Origin of the sequence: Escherichia sp. TW14182 (assembly GCF_000208525.1) — a bacterium.
GTDB lineage: Bacteria > Pseudomonadota > Gammaproteobacteria > Enterobacterales > Enterobacteriaceae > Escherichia > Escherichia ruysiae.
This window is the reverse complement of sequence record NZ_AEJZ01000057.1, coordinates 1-16,611: the sequence shown is the minus strand read 5'-3', so window position 1 is coordinate 16,611 and position 16,611 is coordinate 1. Positions and strand designations below refer to the sequence as shown.

The 16,611-nt window shown below is 50.1% G+C and carries 15 protein-coding genes; 9 read left to right on the top strand and 6 right to left on the bottom strand.

Annotated elements, in window-relative coordinates:
• Positions 1 to 72: 72 nt before the first annotated feature.
• A complete protein-coding gene (yghU, locus tag EQY_RS0105700; RefSeq protein ID WP_000131798.1) occupies positions 73 to 939 on the bottom strand; it encodes a glutathione-dependent disulfide-bond oxidoreductase in 867 nt (288 codons plus the stop codon).
• A 204-nt stretch (positions 940 to 1,143) separates the two neighbouring features.
• On the opposite strand from yghU, the gene gss reads away from it, so the two are divergent.
• Both gss and pitB read left to right on the top strand, forming a co-directional pair.
• Positions 1,144 to 3,003, top strand: coding sequence for a bifunctional glutathionylspermidine amidase/synthase (gene gss, locus EQY_RS0105695; RefSeq protein ID WP_010347796.1), 1,860 nt, complete (start codon positions 1,144 to 1,146; stop codon positions 3,001 to 3,003).
• A gap of 290 nt (positions 3,004 to 3,293) precedes the next feature.
• Positions 3,294 to 4,793 (top strand): inorganic phosphate transporter PitB, encoded by a 1,500-nt coding sequence (pitB, locus tag EQY_RS0105690; RefSeq protein ID WP_000933309.1) that lies wholly within the window; start codon positions 3,294 to 3,296, stop codon positions 4,791 to 4,793.
• Positions 4,794 to 4,841: 48 nt separating this feature from the next.
• On the opposite strand, the gene EQY_RS0105685 is transcribed toward pitB, so the two are convergent.
• Entirely contained in the window at positions 4,842 to 5,534 is a 693-nt protein-coding gene (locus EQY_RS0105685) for a dTMP kinase (protein WP_001190761.1), read from the bottom strand.
• Between the two features lie 173 nt (positions 5,535 to 5,707).
• On the opposite strand from EQY_RS0105685, the gene EQY_RS0105680 reads away from it, so the two are divergent.
• The 7 genes from EQY_RS0105680 to lptG are packed head-to-tail and all read left to right on the top strand — an operon-like array spanning position 5,708 to position 12,176.
• Positions 5,708 to 6,421 (top strand): dTMP kinase, encoded by a 714-nt coding sequence (locus EQY_RS0105680; protein ID WP_001076284.1) that lies wholly within the window; start codon positions 5,708 to 5,710, stop codon positions 6,419 to 6,421.
• Between the two features lie 31 nt (positions 6,422 to 6,452).
• Positions 6,453 to 7,211: a nucleoside/nucleotide kinase family protein gene (locus EQY_RS0105675; RefSeq protein ID WP_024212426.1), complete on the top strand. Its 759-nt coding sequence runs from the start codon at positions 6,453 to 6,455 to the stop codon at positions 7,209 to 7,211.
• A gap of 45 nt (positions 7,212 to 7,256) precedes the next feature.
• The gene (locus EQY_RS0105670; RefSeq protein WP_000896847.1) at positions 7,257 to 8,606 is read left to right on the top strand and encodes a lipopolysaccharide biosynthesis protein; all 1,350 of its coding nucleotides are present in this window, start codon (positions 7,257 to 7,259) and stop codon (positions 8,604 to 8,606) included.
• Positions 8,606 to 9,442 (top strand): hypothetical protein, encoded by an 837-nt coding sequence (locus EQY_RS0105665; protein ID WP_000984959.1) that lies wholly within the window; start codon positions 8,606 to 8,608, stop codon positions 9,440 to 9,442. The genes EQY_RS0105670 and EQY_RS0105665 overlap by 1 nt, the downstream gene beginning before the upstream one ends.
• Positions 9,442 to 9,999 carry a YtfJ family protein gene (locus tag EQY_RS0105660; protein ID WP_001141136.1) on the top strand — a complete coding sequence of 186 codons (558 nt, stop codon included), beginning with the start codon at positions 9,442 to 9,444 and terminating at the stop codon, positions 9,997 to 9,999. Before EQY_RS0105665 ends, EQY_RS0105660 begins: the two co-directional genes overlap by 1 nt.
• A gap of 30 nt (positions 10,000 to 10,029) precedes the next feature.
• Positions 10,030 to 11,100 (top strand): LPS export ABC transporter permease LptF, encoded by a 1,071-nt coding sequence (gene lptF, locus EQY_RS0105655; RefSeq protein ID WP_000779663.1) that lies wholly within the window; start codon positions 10,030 to 10,032, stop codon positions 11,098 to 11,100.
• Positions 11,097 to 12,176, top strand: coding sequence for an LPS export ABC transporter permease LptG (lptG, locus tag EQY_RS0105650; RefSeq protein ID WP_024212425.1), 1,080 nt, complete (start codon positions 11,097 to 11,099; stop codon positions 12,174 to 12,176). The genes lptF and lptG overlap by 4 nt, the downstream gene beginning before the upstream one ends.
• 34 nt (positions 12,177 to 12,210) lie before the next feature.
• Here lptG and spt read toward each other — a convergent pair whose 3' ends face one another.
• From spt to EQY_RS0105630, 4 genes are read right to left on the bottom strand one after another with little or no spacing between them, the layout of a single operon-like run.
• Positions 12,211 to 13,383, bottom strand: a complete 1,173-nt coding sequence (gene spt / locus EQY_RS0105645) for a serine palmitoyltransferase (protein ID WP_000524982.1) — start codon at positions 13,381 to 13,383, stop codon at positions 12,211 to 12,213.
• A complete protein-coding gene (locus tag EQY_RS0105640) occupies positions 13,383 to 13,631 on the bottom strand; it encodes an acyl carrier protein (protein WP_000248097.1) in 249 nt (82 codons plus the stop codon). The genes spt and EQY_RS0105640 overlap by 1 nt, the downstream gene beginning before the upstream one ends.
• Positions 13,632 to 13,662: 31 nt before the next feature.
• Positions 13,663 to 14,577: an NAD-dependent epimerase/dehydratase family protein gene (locus EQY_RS0105635; protein ID WP_000084340.1), complete on the bottom strand. Its 915-nt coding sequence runs from the start codon at positions 14,575 to 14,577 to the stop codon at positions 13,663 to 13,665.
• A complete protein-coding gene (locus EQY_RS0105630) occupies positions 14,574 to 16,295 on the bottom strand; it encodes a fatty acyl-AMP ligase (RefSeq protein WP_024212424.1) in 1,722 nt (573 codons plus the stop codon). Before EQY_RS0105630 ends, EQY_RS0105635 begins: the two co-directional genes overlap by 4 nt.
• Positions 16,296 to 16,611 lie beyond the last annotated feature (316 nt).

The following is a 16,611-nucleotide window of genomic DNA, read 5'->3' as shown; positions in this document are numbered from 1 at the left end:
TGCCGGATGCGGCGTAAACGCCTTATCCGGTCTACATCGGCCTTTATGGCTTGCTGCGACGAACACCAACCCTTACCCCTGACGCTTATCTTCCGTATTCGTCTCAAAATCACTGGCGTCATGGCGCTCATGCAACTGCTCGTTCAGCGGTCCGTTGGTGCGGTTAACAATACGCCCACGCTTCACCGCCGGACGTTCGCCCACTTCTTTCGCCCAGCGTTGCACGTGCTTATAACTGCCCGCATCAAGAAACTCTGCGGCATCATATACGCCGCCTAACACCACGTTGCCAAACCACGGCCAGATTGCCATATCAGCAATGGTGTACTCATCGCCCGCAACAAACTTATGCTGCGCCAGTTGCTTATCAAGCACGTCGAGCAGGCGCTTGGCTTCCATGGTAAAGCGGTTGATGGCGTACTCAATTTTCACCGGCGCGTAATGGTAAAAGTGACCAAAACCACCGCCGAGGAACGGCGCAGCGCCCTGTAACCAGAACAACCAGTTCAGTGTTTCCGTCCGTTTTGCCAAATCCTGCGGCAAGAAGTAGCCAAATTTCTCTGCCAGATAAAGCAGGATCGAACCAGACTCAAACACGCGGATTGGCGGATTATGCGTATGATCGCGCAGCGCGGGGATCTTCGAGTTCGGATTCACTTCCACAAAGCCGCTGGAGAATTGATCGCCATCGCCAATGCGAATCAGCCAGGCGTCGTACTCTGCACCAGTAACGCCCAGCGCCAGCAGCTCCTCAAGCATAATCGTTACTTTCTGACCGTTTGGCGTGCCCAGAGAATAGAGCTGTAACGGGTGCTTGCCAACCGGCAGCGTTTTTTCATGCGTCGGGCCAGAAACCGGGCGATTGATATTGGCGAATGCGCCGCCAGCAGATTTATCCCACGTCCAGACTTTCGCGGGCTGATAAGTATTGTCTGTCATACTGAATTGCCTTCTGAGTGGTAGTGTTGAAGCAGTGTAGCAGTTCGATTGCTATACAGATTGTGAATTTTTTAACCCTTTGCGCCAGCCGCTGCGTTGAGGTGTATGATAAGTCAGACCTCTGTCCGGTTAATGTCGCTGAGCAGGTAATCAGAGCACAACAATTACGCCAACTGCTTAGGTTGTATTGTTAAAGGTAAAGTGATGAGCAAAGGAACGACCAGCCAGGATGCCCCGTTCGGGACATTATTGGGCTACGCCCCAGGTGGTGTAGCAATCTACTCTTCAGATTACAGTTCTCTCGATCCGCAGGAATACGAAGATGACGCCGTATTCCGTAGCTATATCGACGACGAATATATGGGCCACAAATGGCAATGCGTTGAATTTGCTCGCCGTTTTCTCTTTCTGAATTACGGTGTGGTCTTCACAGACGTGGGTATGGCGTGGGAGATTTTCTCGCTGCGCTTCCTGCGTGAAGTGGTTAACGACAACATCCTGCCGTTGCAGGCATTTCCTAACGGTTCGCCGCGTGCGCCAGTCGCGGGTGCGCTTCTTATCTGGGATAAAGGCGGAGAATTTAAAGACACCGGCCATGTCGCCATCATTACCCAATTGCATGGCAACAAAGTTCGCATTGCTGAACAAAACGTGATTCATTCCCCGTTGCCGCAAGGGCAGCAGTGGACGCGCGAACTGGAGATGGTGGTCGAAAACGGCTGCTATACCCTCAAAGACACGTTTGATGACACCACCATTCTGGGCTGGATGATCCAGACGGAAGATACTGAATACAGCTTACCGCAGCCGGAAATTGCAGGCGAGCTGCTGAAAATCAGCGGAGCGCGCCTGGAAAACAAAGGCCAGTTTGACGGTAAATGGCTGGATGAAAAAGATCCGCTGCAAAACGCCTATGTGCAGGCCAACGGTCAGGTGATCAATCAGGATCCATATCATTATTACACCATTACCGAGAGTGCCGAGCAGGAGCTGATTAAAGCTACCAACGAGCTGCACCTGATGTATCTTCACGCTACCGATAAGGTGCTGAAAGATGACAACCTGCTGGCATTGTTCGATATTCCAAAAATCCTCTGGCCGCGTTTGCGCCTCTCCTGGCAGCGTCGCCGGCACCATATGATCACTGGTCGCATGGATTTCTGTATGGATGAGCGTGGCCTGAAGGTCTACGAATACAATGCCGATTCCGCCTCTTGTCATACTGAAGCAGGCTTGATCCTCGAACGTTGGACGGAGCAAGGCTATAAAGGCAACGGCTTCAATCCGGCGGAAGGGCTGATTAACGAACTGGCAGGCGCATGGAAACACAGTCGTGCACGTCCATTTGTCCATATCATGCAGGACAAAGATATCGAGGAGAACTATCACGCGCAGTTTATGGAGCAGGCGCTGCAACAGGCGGGCTTTGAAACGCGTATCTTGCGCGGGCTGGATGAACTGGGCTGGGATGCTGCCGGGCAACTGATTGATGGGGAAGGGCGACTGGTTAACTGCGTATGGAAAACCTGGGCGTGGGAAACGGCGTTTGATCAGATTCGTGAAGTCAGCGACCGTGAGTTTGCTGCGGTGCCGATTCGTACCGGGCATCCGCAAAATGAAGTGCGTCTTATCGACGTATTGCTGCGCCCGGAAGTGCTGGTCTTTGAGCCGCTGTGGACGGTGATCCCCGGCAACAAAGCGATTCTGCCGATCCTTTGGTCGCTGTTCCCGCACCATCGCTATCTGCTGGATACTGATTTCACTGTTAATGATGAACTGGTGAAAACCGGTTATGCCGTGAAGCCGATTGCCGGTCGCTGTGGCAGCAATATTGACCTCGTCAGCCATCATGAAGAGGTGCTTGATCAGACCAGCGGTAAATTTGCCGAGCAGAAAAACATCTATCAACAGTTGTGGTGCTTGCCGAAAGTGGACGGTAAATACATCCAGGTATGTACCTTCACCGTTGGCGGCAACTATGGCGGGACTTGCTTGCGCGGCGATGAATCACTGGTCATCAAAAAAGAGAGTGATATTGAACCGTTAATTGTGGTGAAAGAGTAATACATGTTGTAGCAACCTCGTACTGATTATAAAGAGTAATCAGTACGGGGATTAATCAAAATATTTAATGTTTATATATTTTATTATTTATTCATTTCATGCTTGAATATATGGACTGGCGAAATGTCTGTGTATTAATTATATCTAATAATTTTGAATGAATGCTTATTGTCTGATACACAAGAAATAACACTCTTTTTATCGTTAAAAATGATATTTCACTTTGCCCGCGCCGTGAAAGTCACTGATAATGCCTCCGTTCGTAAATTCAAAATGGCGTAATCTAATATATGCTAAATTTATTTGTTGGCCTTGATATATATACGGGGCTTTTGTTATTACTTGCTCTGGCATTTGTGTTGTTCTACGAAGCAATCAATGGTTTTCATGACACGGCAAATGCGGTGGCAACCGTTATTTATACCCGAGCCATGCAACCACAACTTGCTGTGGTGATGGCGGCATTTTTTAACTTTTTTGGCGTATTGCTTGGCGGACTTAGCGTCGCCTATGCCATCGTCCATATGTTGCCAACCGATTTGCTGCTGAATATGGGGTCAACCCACGGTCTGGCGATGGTCTTTTCCATGCTGCTGGCGGCGATTATCTGGAATCTGGGAACGTGGTTTTTTGGTTTACCGGCCTCCAGTTCGCATACTTTAATTGGCGCGATTATCGGCATCGGTTTAACTAATGCGATGTTAACCGGCTCATCGGTGATGGACGCGTTAAATCTGCGTGAAGTGACCAAGATTTTCTCCTCACTGATTGTCTCCCCAATTGTGGGGCTGGTGATTGCGGGAGGACTGATTTTCCTGCTGCGTCGCTTCTGGAGCGGCACGAAAAAGCGTGACCGTATTCACCGCATTCCTGAAGATCGCAAAAAGAAAAAAGGCAAACGTAAACCGCCATTCTGGACGCGTATTGCACTGATTGTTTCCGCTGCGGGCGTGGCGTTTTCGCATGGTGCGAACGATGGACAAAAAGGGATCGGTCTGGTGATGCTGGTGCTGGTGGGAATTGCGCCCGCCGGGTTTGTCGTCAATATGAACGCCTCCGGCTATGAAATTACCCGTACCCGCGATGCTGTCACTAACTTTGAACATTATCTGCAACAGCATCCTGAATTGCCGCAGAAATTGATTACGATGGAACCCCCGCTGCCTGCGACTCAGACGGATGGCACACAAGTGACGGAGTTTCACTGTCATCCGGCAAATACCTTTGATGCCATCGCGCGCGTTAAAACGATGTTGCCGGGCAATATGGAAAGCTATGAGCCGTTAAACGTGACTCAGCGCAGTCAGCTGCGCCGCATTATGCTTTGCATCTCTGATACTTCCGCGAAGCTGGCGAAACTGCCAGGCGTCAGTAAAGAAGACCAGAACCTGCTGAAAAAACTGCGCAGCGATATGTTAAGTACCATTGAATACGCTCCGGTGTGGATCATTATGGCGGTGGCACTGGCGCTGGGTATTGGCACCATGATTGGCTGGCGTCGTGTGGCGATGACCATCGGTGAGAAGATTGGTAAGCGTGGCATGACGTATGCGCAAGGCATGGCGGCGCAGATGACGGCGGCGGTATCTATTGGCCTTGCCAGTTATATTGGGATGCCAGTTTCCACAACACACGTACTTTCTTCGGCGGTAGCAGGGACGATGGTCGTGGATGGTGGAGGCTTACAGCGTAAAACGGTAACCAGCATCCTGATGGCGTGGGTGTTTACCTTACCGGCGGCGATTTTTCTGTCTGGTAGTTTGTACTGGATAGCATTGCAGTTAATTTAACCTTCCTGAAAATGCCCGGTACTGGCGATCGGGCATTTCCATTTTTGGCTAGTGATAACCACGCGCGGTCATAAAATCCGTAATCGCTTTTTCTGCATCAACCAACACCTGTTCCAGTGGCTGATTGGCATCGATATCAACCAGTTGTGCACCACCAAAGGTTAACTGTGGCGTTATGGCAATCTTCCTCGCCAGCGATTCCCGTTTATGGTCGGGTTTACGCGCGCAGGCAACTTCAAGGTCAACATTGAGTTTGATAACCAAATCAGGCTTATGACTTGCCATCCAGTGAAACGCTTTACGTTCCTGGCTTGCCAGCCATGAGACAAAACGACCGCCTTTAACGTTAGGTGGAAACACCGTACCATCGTAAGCGCCAGGAATTTGGTTCTGCGGAAAACGGTCGGTTAAAACAATTAACCCGCGACGACGACAGGCGAGCATATGACGAAAGCGCAGTAAGCGACGGGCAACAAACGCCGTAATTACCAGCGCCGGAACCGGCCCCGGTAATTTTTTTGCCGTTTTCACTTCATTTTTTTCAATGGTTTTATGCAGGGATTTTCCCATCAACGGTAGTTTTGTCACCGCGCGTCCGACATTCCCTGCCTGTTTTCCAAGATGAACTCTTTCGGCGGCACCATATTTTTCGACAACGGTAATAAGATGTTCACACACCGTTGACTTGCCTGAACCATCGCTACCAATAACGGCAATTAATGGAGGGGTTATTGACTGCATGAATATATCCTTAAATTTAAATATCCACCCAAAATATTTATTTGATTAATATGTTTTTATGAAAGTGTAATTCAGGTCAATACCACAATTAACCATTGTCACAATAAGATTGAGCAGATATTCTGAGCACGGACCACGTAATATTCAATACATTATTTGCTGCCGGGTTTTTCGTGAATCAACGTAATATGTCAATAATTAATTCCACGCCAGTGCGTGTTATTGCCATTGTGGGGTGTGATGGTTCAGGTAAATCGACTCTCACAGCAAGTTTGGTGAATGAACTGGCAACAAAAATGCCAACAGAACACATTTATCTCGGGCAGTCTTCCGGGAGAATTGGCGAATGGATATCACAGCTCCCCATTATTGGTGCTCCTTTTGGGCGTTATCTGCGGGGTAAAGCGGCACATGTGCATGAAAAGGCGTCAACGCCGCCTGGCAATATTACCGCACTGGTTATTTATTTGCTTTCCTGCTGGCGAGCCTACAAGTTTCGCAAAATGTTGCGTAAAAGCCAGCAGGGTTATCTGTTGATTACCGACCGTTACCCACAGGTCGAAGTGCCAGGTTTTCGCTTTGATGGTCCGCAACTGGCAAAAACCTCTGGCGGTAACGGCTGGATAAAAATGTTAAGGCAACGCGAGCTGAAACTATACCAGTGGATGGCGTCTTATTTGCCCGTGTTATTGATTCGTCTTGCTATTGATGAACAGACGGCATTTTCCCGCAAACCCGATCATCAACTGGCGGCGTTACAGGAAAAAATCGCCGTTACGCCACAACTGACGTTCAATGGCGCAAAGATACTGGAACTGGACGGGCGACAACCTGCTGATGAAATCCTGCAAGCCTCATTATGCGCGATTCACGCCGCGCTTTTCTGATCACCAAAATGGATAAGGGATGATTGAACGAATGGATGCACTACAAACGCAAACTGTTAACAGTACAACCGCGCCGCAACCCAACTATATTCCGGGGCTGATTGCGGTGGTCGGGTGCGATGGCACCGGTAAATCCACATTGACCACCGATTTGGTTAAATCGCTGCAACAACACTGGCAAACTGAGCGTCGTTATCTGGGGCTGCTATCCGGCGAAGACGGCGACAAAATTAAACGCTTGCCGCTCGTTGGCGTCTGGCTGGAACGGCGTCTGGCGGCCAAATCCTCGAAAACCCAAAGCATGAAAACCAAATCTCCGGCGCTATGGGCGGCGGTGATTATGTATTGCTTCTCGCTGCGAAGAATGGCGAATCTGCGCAAGGTTCAGCGGCTGGCGCAAAGTGGCGTTCTGGTGGTCAGCGATCGCTTTCCGCAGGCTGAAATTTCCGGTTTTTATTATGACGGACCGGGGATTGGCGTCGAACGTGCCAGCGGCAAAATCAACATGTTTCTGGCGCAGCGCGAGCGACGCTTATATCAACAAATGGCGCAATATCGTCCTGAATTAATTATTCGTCTGGGCATTGATATTGATACTGCCATCTCCCGCAAGCCAGATCACGACTATGTCGAGTTGCAGGACAAAATCGGCGTCATGTCGAAGATTGGCTATAACGGCACAAAAATTCTTGAGATTGATTCCAGAGCGCCCTACAGCGAAGTGCTGGAACAGGCGCAGAAAGCGGTTTCTCTGGTTGCCATCGTTTCTGACCGCCGAAGTTTAACTTAAGGCTGGCGGGCTATTTTTCATTATCAACGATAAGGTCTGGCTGAATTGGCGGGTTTTAACATCAAACATTGGTTTGCAGATGGAGCCTTTCGCACCATTATTCGCAATAGCGCCTGGTTAGGCTCCAGCAATGTCGAGAGCGCCTTGCTGGGCTTACTGGCGCTCTCGTGCGCTGGTAAAGGGATGACGCCAGCGATGTTTGGCGTACTGGTGATTGTGCAATCGTATGCCAAGTCGATCAGCGATTTTATTAAGTTTCAGACATGGCAGTTGGTAGTGCAGTACGGAACGCCAGCCTTAACCAACAATAATCCCCAACAATTTCGCAATGTCGTCTCGTTTTCCTTTTCGCTGGATATCGTCAGCGGCGCGGTGGCGATTGTCGGCGGCATTGCCTTACTGCCATTTCTTTCTCACTCATTAGGTCTGGATGACCAAAGTTTTTGGCTGGCGGCGCTCTATTGCACGCTCATTCCTTCAATGGCTTCCTCCACGCCGACCGGCATTCTGCGTGCGGTAGATCGCTTCGATTTGATTGCTGTACAGCAGGCGACGAAGCCTTTTCTGCGCGCAGCGGGGAGCGTAATCGCCTGGTATTTTGACTTTGGTTTTGCGGGGTTTGTTATAGCCTGGTACGCCTCAAATCTGGTTGGCGGCACCATGTACTGGTGGTTTGCTGCGCGCGAATTGCGCCGCAGAAATATCCATAACGCGTTTAAATTGAATCTTTTCGAGTCTGCCCGACACATCAAAGGGGCGTGGAGTTTTGTCTGGTCAACCAACATTGCCCACTCCATCTGGTCGGCGCGTAACTCGTGCAGCACAGTGCTGGTGGGGATTGTGTTGGGGCCAGCCGCAGCCGGGTTATTTAAAATTGCCATGACATTCTTCGACGCAGCCGGGACGCCGGCGGGTTTGCTGGGTAAAAGTTTTTATCCAGAGGTAATGCGCTTAGATCCGCGCACTACCAGACCGTGGTTGTTAGGCGTGAAGTCAGGGTTACTGGCTGGCGGAATCGGTGTTCTGGTGGCGCTCGCGGTGCTAATCGTCGGCAAGCCGCTCATTTCGCTGGTATTTGGCGTCAAATATCTCGAAGCATATGACCTGATCCAGGTGATGCTTGGCGCGATTGTTATTTCGATGCTGGGCTTCCCGCAGGAGTCATTGCTATTGATGGCGGGTAAACAGCGAGCCTTCCTCGTGGCGCAAACCATCGCTTCAATCGGCTACATCGTTTTGCTGTTCATGTTTTGTCATCTGTTTGGCGTGCTGGGAGCAGCGTTTGCTTATTTCGGCGGTCAATGTCTGGACGTGGCGCTCTCACTAATTCCGACCTTAAAGGCGTTCTTTCAGCGCCATTCATTGCTTTATAACGCAGCCGGAGAGAAATCCTGATGATGAGAAAATATTTCCCGCTTGAGGCGAGCGAGCGTTTATTTGTTGCGATTGAGGAAGATGATGTTGTTGACGCGCAGGTCAGTTTGCCGCCGACAATCGCCCTGGGTTGTACCGCCGAAATCATCCATGATAATTACGCGTTATGCCTGCAATTCTGGCTAAATGGCGTTGATCATAAGGAGTTGCTGCGTTTAATCCATAAACAAGCCAAAGGCGAGGGACTTACGGCTGACGAGCGCAAACAATTTAAATACATGCGAGCGCGCTATAAGCATTTACGTTTTGCTCAACGGTTGTATTTAAAGAAGCATCAGGCCGGATTTTTATTCGGCAAAACGACGGTATGTCTGGGCCATTTTCAGGATGGTTTTCGTAACGGTAAGAAAAATATCGTGTCGTATTACGGTAACCTGTTACGGATTTATTTAAGCTCTCCGGTCTGGTCGTTAGTGAACTGGTCATTACGCCATAGCCAGTTAGAAAGCGTTAACGGTTTTATTGCCTATCGGCAAAAGCAAATGCATATCCTGAAAGAGATTATTGCCAAACCGCGACTAACCGGCAGGGAATTTCATGATGTGCGAAAAATCATCAGTCAGCAGGTTTCTTATTACGACACCCTAAGATCGCTTGATCCTGAAAATAAAGAGGCGTTACAGATTTCCCGCTTCCTCGCTGCCATTAATGGTCTGATGGGGGATAAGCACGACGACATGGTGGCGGATGATATGGAAAACCGCCGGTCATATGACGCACCGGTGGCGCTGGATAGCGATATTCGCCAGCGTTTAGAGCTGCTTATCTCGCGTTTTCCGCTATATCCGGAGCAATAATGCCATCTCGTCGGATTGTCGCTCTGATTATCGCACTCTTAGCACCAGGCACGGCGGCGCATAATTTCATCAATGGGAAGCAGGTTACGCCTGTTTATATCCAGGAAGGCGGCGAGCTACTGCTTAATAACGACGAAATTTACTACCAAAAGTGGAACAGTACGCAACTGAAGGGAAAAGTCCGCATTATCCAGTATATCGCCGGGCGCAAGTCGGCAAAGAAAAAGAACTCACTGTTAATCAAAGCAGTAGAAGTGGCGAACTTTCCGCAAGATCGTTTTCAGCCCACCACCATTGTGAATACCGATGATGCTATCTTTGGTACAGGCTATTTTGTGAGCGGTAAAATCGAGAAAAATAAACGCCGCTATCCATGGGCGCAATTCGTTATTGACGGCAATGGTCTGGGACGCGTTGCCTGGCTATTACCGGAGCAGAGTTCAACCATTCTGGTATTGAATAAAGCCGGGCAAATTCAGTGGGCAAAGGACGGCAGCCTGACGCCGGAAGAGGTAGATCATGTTATTGCGCTGGCGCAGAAGCTGATCAATGAATAAAAAACTCAAAGGATTGAGGGCGTTAGTGAGATGAAGCTGGTTGAACATTACATCATGCGCGGTACGCGCCGTCTGGTGCTGATTATCGTCGGTTTTCTGATCTTTATTTTCGCCAGCTATTCCGCACAGCGTTATCTGACCGAAGCGGCAAATGGCACTTTAGCTCTCAACGTTGTGCTGGATATCGTTTTCTACAAAGTGCTGATTGCACTGGAGATGTTGTTACCGGTTGGCCTGTATGTGTCGGTTGGCGTGACGCTTGGGCAGATGTATACCGACTCAGAAATTACCGCAATTTCTGCGGCGGGAGGCAGCCCGGCGCGTTTGTATAAAGCTGTTCTTTACCTTGCAATACCGTTAAGTATTTTTGTCACCGTTTTGTCGATGTATGGTCGGCCGTGGGCTTATGCGCAGATTTATCAACTGGAGCAACAGTCGCAGTCGGAGTTGGATGTCCGCCAGCTACGGGCAAAGAAATTTAATACTAACGATAATGGGCGGATGATCCTCTCGCAGACGGTTGATCAAGACAATAATCGCCTGACTGACGCGCTGATATACACTTCTACAGCCAATCGAACCCGCATTTTTCGTGCCCGCTCCGTTGATGTTATCGATCCCTCTCCGGACAAACCGACCGTCATGTTGCATAACGGCACAGCCTATCTTCTCGATCATCAGGGCAATGACGACAACGAACAGATCTACCGCAATCTACAATTACATCTGAATCCGCTGGATCAAAGCCCTAACGTCAAACGCAAAGCGAAATCGGTCACGGAGCTGGCGCATTCTGTATTTCCTGCCGATCATGCCGAATTGCAATGGCGACAAAGCCGTGGCGTGACTGCGTTGTTAATGGCATTGATGGCTATCTCTTTAAGTCGGGTAAAACCACGGCAGGGGCGATTTTCTACCTTATTGCCTTTAACGTTACTGTTTATTGCCATTTTTTATGGCGGAGACGTTTGCCGCACTCTGGTGGCAAACGGTGCAATTCCTGTTATCCCTGGTTTGTGGTTAGTGCCTGGACTGATGTTGACTGGTTTGTTAGTGCTGGTCGCACGCGACTTCTCTTTGCTGCAGAAATTTTCCCGATGAATGTCTTCAGTCGCTATTTAATCCGTCACCTGTTTCTCGGTTTTGCCGCTGCTGCAGGGCTACTGCTGCCGCTTTTTACCACCTTCAACCTGATTAACGAGCTGGATGATGTCAGCCCTGGTGGTTATCGCTGGACTCAGGCGGTGCTGGTGGTGGTGATGACCCTGCCGCGCACACTGGTCGATCTTGCGCCGTTTATCGCGTTATTAGGGGGGATTGTCGGTCTCGGGCAGTTATCGAAAAACAGTGAACTTACCGCCATTCGCAGCACGGGATTTTCCATTTTCCGTATCGCGCTGGTGGCGCTGGTCGCCGGAATGCTGTGGGCAGTCTCGTTAGGCGCGATTGATGAGTGGGTAGCGTCGCCATTGCAGCAACAGGCGATGCAAATCAAATCGACCGCCACCGCGTTAGGGGTAGACGATGACATCACTGGCAACATGTTGTGGGCCAGACGTGACAATGAATTTGTGACGGTGAAATCGCTGAATGAACAGGGCCAGCCGGTAGGTGTGGAGATATTTCATTACCGCGACGATCTGTCACTCGAATCTTACATTTACGCGCGCAGCGCCACCATCGAAGACGATAAAACGTGGCTCCTGCACGGTGTGAATCATAAAAAATGGCTTAACGGCAAAGAAACGCTGGAAACATTAGATAATCTGCCGTGGCAATCGGCATTCACCAGTATGAATCTCGAAGAGTTATCGATGCCGGGTAATAGCTTTTCTGTCCGCCAGCTCAACCATTACATCCATTATTTGCAGGCAACCGGGCAACCGAGCAGTGAATATCGTCTGGCACTGTGGGAAAAGCTGGGACACCCCATCTTAACTCTGTCGATGATTTTACTGGCTGTGCCGTTTACCTTTAGCGCCCCGCGTTCGCCGGGAATGGGCAGCCGTCTTGCTGTGGGCGTCATCGTTGGCTTGCTTACCTGGATTAGCTATCAAATCATAGTCAACCTGGGATTGTTATTTGCGTTGAGCGCCCCCGTTACTGCGCTAGGTTTACCAATCGCATTTGTGCTGGTGGCGTTGAGTCTGGTGTATTGGTATGACAGACAACACTAAACCCGCCGTGGCGTAATACCACGACGGGTTAACATTACTGTTTCAGCGTGGCGAACGCCTGAATGATGGCATCGATTTGTTCGCGGCTGTGAGCGGCGTTAACGCTACAGCGCAGCAGCGTAATGCCTGCCGGCGCGGCAGGTGGCAGGATAAGATTCACATATACGCCCAGTGAGATAAGCTCGCGCCAGATGCGTAGCCCTTCCTCTTTCGAACCGATTATCACTGGCACTACCGGGCTAATATGCGAGCTTAGCTCGTAACCCAATTTTTGCAGACCGTCATACAGATGGTTGGCGTTATCCATCAATTTTTGCCGCAACTCTGGTTGTGTGGCAATGGTTCTTAACGACGAGCGCACGGTCGCAATGCAGGAAGGAGAAGGGGAGGCGGTAAAAATATACGGGCGGCTGCCGTAGCGCAGCACTTCCATCGCTTCCGAACCGACAGCAAAACCGCCAATCGAGGCCAGACTTTTACTGAAGGTACCAACGATAATATCCACATCATCTTCAACGCCGACAGCTTCAGCCAGTCCACGCCCCGTTGCACCTAACACGCCAAACGAATGCGCTTCATCGACAATCAAATAACCGCCGAGACGACGTTTGATATCAACAATTTCCGCCAGCGGTGCAACGTCGCCGAGCATACTGTAGATGCCCTCAACGATGATAATCGCCTCTTTCGCCCGTTCGCCGAGGCGAATCATGCGACGTTCCAGATCGTTGGCGTCGTTATGGCGAAAACGAATAATTTCCGCGCCGCCGAGAGAGCAGGCATCATAAATACTGGCGTGGCTGTCGGCATCCAGCAACACTACGGCGTTATGGTCGGCAAGTGCGCTGATGACGCCTAAATTGGCGGTATAACCAGTTGAAAAAACAATAGCAGTAGGGCGATTGAAAAACTCGGCAATCTCTTTTTCTAACGCCAGATGCGGCGCATAGCTGCCATTCGCCATTCGAGAACCGGTGGTGCCGGTGCCTTGTGCCGCTAACGCTGCCTGACCTTCGGCGATGGCCTCGTTATTGAAGGTTAAACCGAGATAATTATTGGTTCCGGCCAGGATCACTTTTTTATTGCCGATACGCCCTTCGGTGGCGGAATAGACTTCATCAATACAGGTGCCAAACGGTGTTAAACCGTTATCACTAAATTGCAGTCGCTCGCCAGCAAGACGCGCATATTTATCGTATAGCCCCATTATTTATTCTCCAGCCATGGAAGTAGTGTTTCCATTAATTGCGCAGGGGTTTTGACATCCAGCAGAATATTAATAGGAATGGAAATATCGAATCTGTCTTCCAGCATCATTAAGAGATCCATCACCTTGATCGACTCCAGGCCAAGATCGTTGACGAGATCGCTGTCGGGCTTAATTTCCACACCGTTTTCGACCAAATCCTGTAAACAGGAAAGGATGTAATCCATTACTATTTCACGATTTACCATAGAAACGTTAACACACCTTTAAACAAGACAATCAAAATAGCCCGTTGCGTAATGCGTGTTCCAGGCTAATCCCGGGAAACCAGTTAATATCTTCAGAAATACGGTTATTACTTGCCGACCAGTCGGCATGGGTTAATTCACGAATTTTTGAGCGCGTCAGCATTGGCTCTTTACCAGACAGACGACTTAATGTTGTGCTGATATCCGCAAGGCAGGTGAGCAACGGTAGAGGAATGCCGACCATCCGCACGGAACCACGACGGGCGGCAGCAGCAAGCTGTTGTACGCGTTGCCAGTCATAGCCGCCGGGGACGCCATCGCATAACTCATACGTTTGCGTTGGTACAGTTTCGGCGCTTAACCACTGGCCTACAGCTTGCGCGAAATCGGTAACGTGCAGGAAAGAGAGTTGTGTATCTGGCGCACCAAGTCGTGGCAGCAGGCCGCGCAGCATCCAGTCAAACAGCGGTTTTAGCTCTTTATCGCCGGGGCCATAGACTGCTGTCGGACGAAAAATTCCCAGCATTATTTCGTCAGCCATTGCGATAAGCCGTTGTTCGGCGACGTGTTTGGATTTTGCATACCAGGAGAGTTCAGGATGGCGCGCCGCCAGCGAAGAGATAAACAGAAAACGTTGGCAAAAGCCGCTCTCTTTTGCCGCTTGCATCAGGCGCAGGCTGCCGTCAACGTTACAGCGGGTAAAAATCTCTTCTTTGTGTCCGCGCACTTGCCCGGCACAATGAACCACCGCACTGGCACCGGCAACCAGCTCGCTAAGCGAATGCGTGTCTTCCAGCGAACCACGCACCCAGATGAGGTTATCGCTGACGTGAGCGCGGGCAGTACGCGTCAACGCGCGAACATGAAAGCCGCGAACGAGCAGGTTATCGATAATATATTTACCAATAAACCCGGTAGCACCCGTCACCGCGACTGTTTGGCTCATACGAGAGATTCCTGCACTGGGGGATTAGCGGCGACGGCCTTCTGATAACGTTTTTTCGCTTCCGCGCGGGCGGGTTTGCCGGAAGACGTGCGGGGAATACTGTGGGGCGGTAACAGATCGATAGCCGCTGTCACGCCAAACTCGCTTTGTATCCGCGCCGCCAGCGAGTGGATAAGCTGCCTGCGACGTGCTTCGTCACTAATCCGACACTGGATCTGCAAAATGATTTTTTCCTGGGCGGTAACAAACGCAATGGCATCGCCAGAGTGGATTTCCGGCTCCTGCTCCGCCAGGTACTCAATATCCTGCGGCCAGATATTGCGGCCACGAATAATAATCAGATCTTTAATGCGCCCGGTGACATACAAATAACCGTTCAGCAGATAGCCGAGGTCGCCGGTATCTAACCAGCCCGTCGCGGCAATCTCGTCTTGCGAAACCTGGTCGCCAAAGTACCCGCTCATCAGGCTGGGGCCGGAGATGCAAATATGGCCTACTACACGTTCCGCAACCGGCATACCTGCTTCATTGCGGATTTCAATGCCATGTTCCGGCAATGCTTTTCCGCAGTTGACGAAAGTCGATACGGCGCGTGTTTCAGCACCCGGCGTAACAGCTTTACCCTGATATTCGAGGATGTCGCGATCCACTTCGTTAACTACAACGCCGGAGGTTTCGTCAGAAAAACTGACGGCAAGCGCGTTCTCTGCCAGCCCGTAGCATGGCATGAAAGTTTTATCGTCAAAGTTAGCCTGACGGAAACATTCAGCAAATTGATGGAGTTGCTCTGCGGAGATTGGCTCAGCGCCAATACCGGCGACGCGCCAGCAGGAGAGATCCAGTTCAGCGAGATCTTTTTCATTCACACGGCGCTGGCACAGTTCATAGCCAAACGGTGGCGCAACGGAAACGGTGCCGCGATTTTTGCTGATCAATTTAAGCCATTGCAGCGGGCGCATGGCGAAATCCTGAGTGCGCAAGTAATCCACTGAAAGCTGCGTGGCGACGGGGGTCAGGAGAAAGCCGACCAGTCCCATATCATGGTAGAAAGGCAGCCAGGAGACGCAGCGGTCGCCAGGGCGTAATTTAATGCCATCGTGGCTGATAGCACGTAGATTGGCCATCACTTCGCGATGAGTAATGATGACGCCACGAGGAAAACGGGTGCTGCCGGAGGTGTACTGGAGGTAGGCGATATCGTCTGGAACGGGATGCTGGAGCGTAATGTCGGCTTCCGGCAAGGATTTAAACCAGGCATGGCTTAACACATGCAACTCAGGGTTGTCATGCGTCGCGGCATTGACTAACGGTAACCACTCATCGCCGGTGATAATCGCGGCAGGCTGACAGCTTGCCAGTAAGCCCTGCAATTTGGCGCTCCAGGAATCTCGCTGACCGACCCCCATCGGAATCGCCAACGGGACGGCGACTAACCCGGCATACTGGCAGGCAAAAAATGCTTCGACAAACCCGCTACTGGTTTCGGCAATCAGCGCCACGCGATCGCCTTTTTTCAGGTTCAGCGATAATAACCGCTTTGCGCCTGCTTCGGCATGTGCTTTTAAATTGTGATATTCCAGTTCATCTTCAAGCTGGCAACGTCTGTCATAAAAGTTCATTCCGGCGCGGCCCAGAGCGGCATAATCCAAAGCATCAACCAGCGTTGGAAAATCGGCATAGCGCATAGGCAGGGAATACGTAAAAATTTTATTAGACATATACACCACGAGAAAATTGGATATCAAAAATAAAATGACAATAATGCGGTGGATTATATATGCATAAAAGATAAATGAGATAGTATTTTCACGGGTGCGATATTGAACATTGATTTAAATAATGATTTTAACTTTTTTTGTTTTTATTGTGAATAATATTTGATTTGTGAATATATTAAGCAAATGGCCTGTCTGGCCGCATTAAGCACTAAATATTAATATTTTCAGATAATGTAGGTGATGGTTTTATCGCAATAATTAAAAGCAGTATTTTATATTCATCGGATGGGTGATGCTGCCAACTTACTGATTTAGT

Bases quoted from the DNA above. Each gene is read 5' to 3' on its own strand.
- yghU (WP_000131798.1), bottom strand. From the start codon at position 939: ATGACAGACAATACTTATCAGCCCGCGAAAGTCTGGACGTGGGATAAA.
- gss (WP_010347796.1), top strand. From the start codon at position 1,144: ATGAGCAAAGGAACGACCAGCCAGGATGCCCCGTTCGGGACATTATTG.
- pitB (WP_000933309.1), top strand. From the start codon at position 3,294: ATGCTAAATTTATTTGTTGGCCTTGATATATATACGGGGCTTTTGTTA.
- EQY_RS0105685 (WP_001190761.1), bottom strand. From the start codon at position 5,534: ATGCAGTCAATAACCCCTCCATTAATTGCCGTTATTGGTAGCGATGGT.
- EQY_RS0105675 (WP_024212426.1), top strand. From the start codon at position 6,453: ATGGATGCACTACAAACGCAAACTGTTAACAGTACAACCGCGCCGCAA.
- EQY_RS0105665 (WP_000984959.1), top strand. From the start codon at position 8,606: ATGATGAGAAAATATTTCCCGCTTGAGGCGAGCGAGCGTTTATTTGTT.
- EQY_RS0105660 (WP_001141136.1), top strand. From the start codon at position 9,442: ATGCCATCTCGTCGGATTGTCGCTCTGATTATCGCACTCTTAGCACCA.
- lptF (WP_000779663.1), top strand. From the start codon at position 10,030: ATGAAGCTGGTTGAACATTACATCATGCGCGGTACGCGCCGTCTGGTG.
- lptG (WP_024212425.1), top strand. From the start codon at position 11,097: ATGAATGTCTTCAGTCGCTATTTAATCCGTCACCTGTTTCTCGGTTTT.
- spt (WP_000524982.1), bottom strand. From the start codon at position 13,383: ATGGGGCTATACGATAAATATGCGCGTCTTGCTGGCGAGCGACTGCAA.
- EQY_RS0105640 (WP_000248097.1), bottom strand. From the start codon at position 13,631: ATGGTAAATCGTGAAATAGTAATGGATTACATCCTTTCCTGTTTACAG.
- EQY_RS0105635 (WP_000084340.1), bottom strand. From the start codon at position 14,577: ATGAGCCAAACAGTCGCGGTGACGGGTGCTACCGGGTTTATTGGTAAA.
- EQY_RS0105630 (WP_024212424.1), bottom strand. From the start codon at position 16,295: ATGTCTAATAAAATTTTTACGTATTCCCTGCCTATGCGCTATGCCGAT.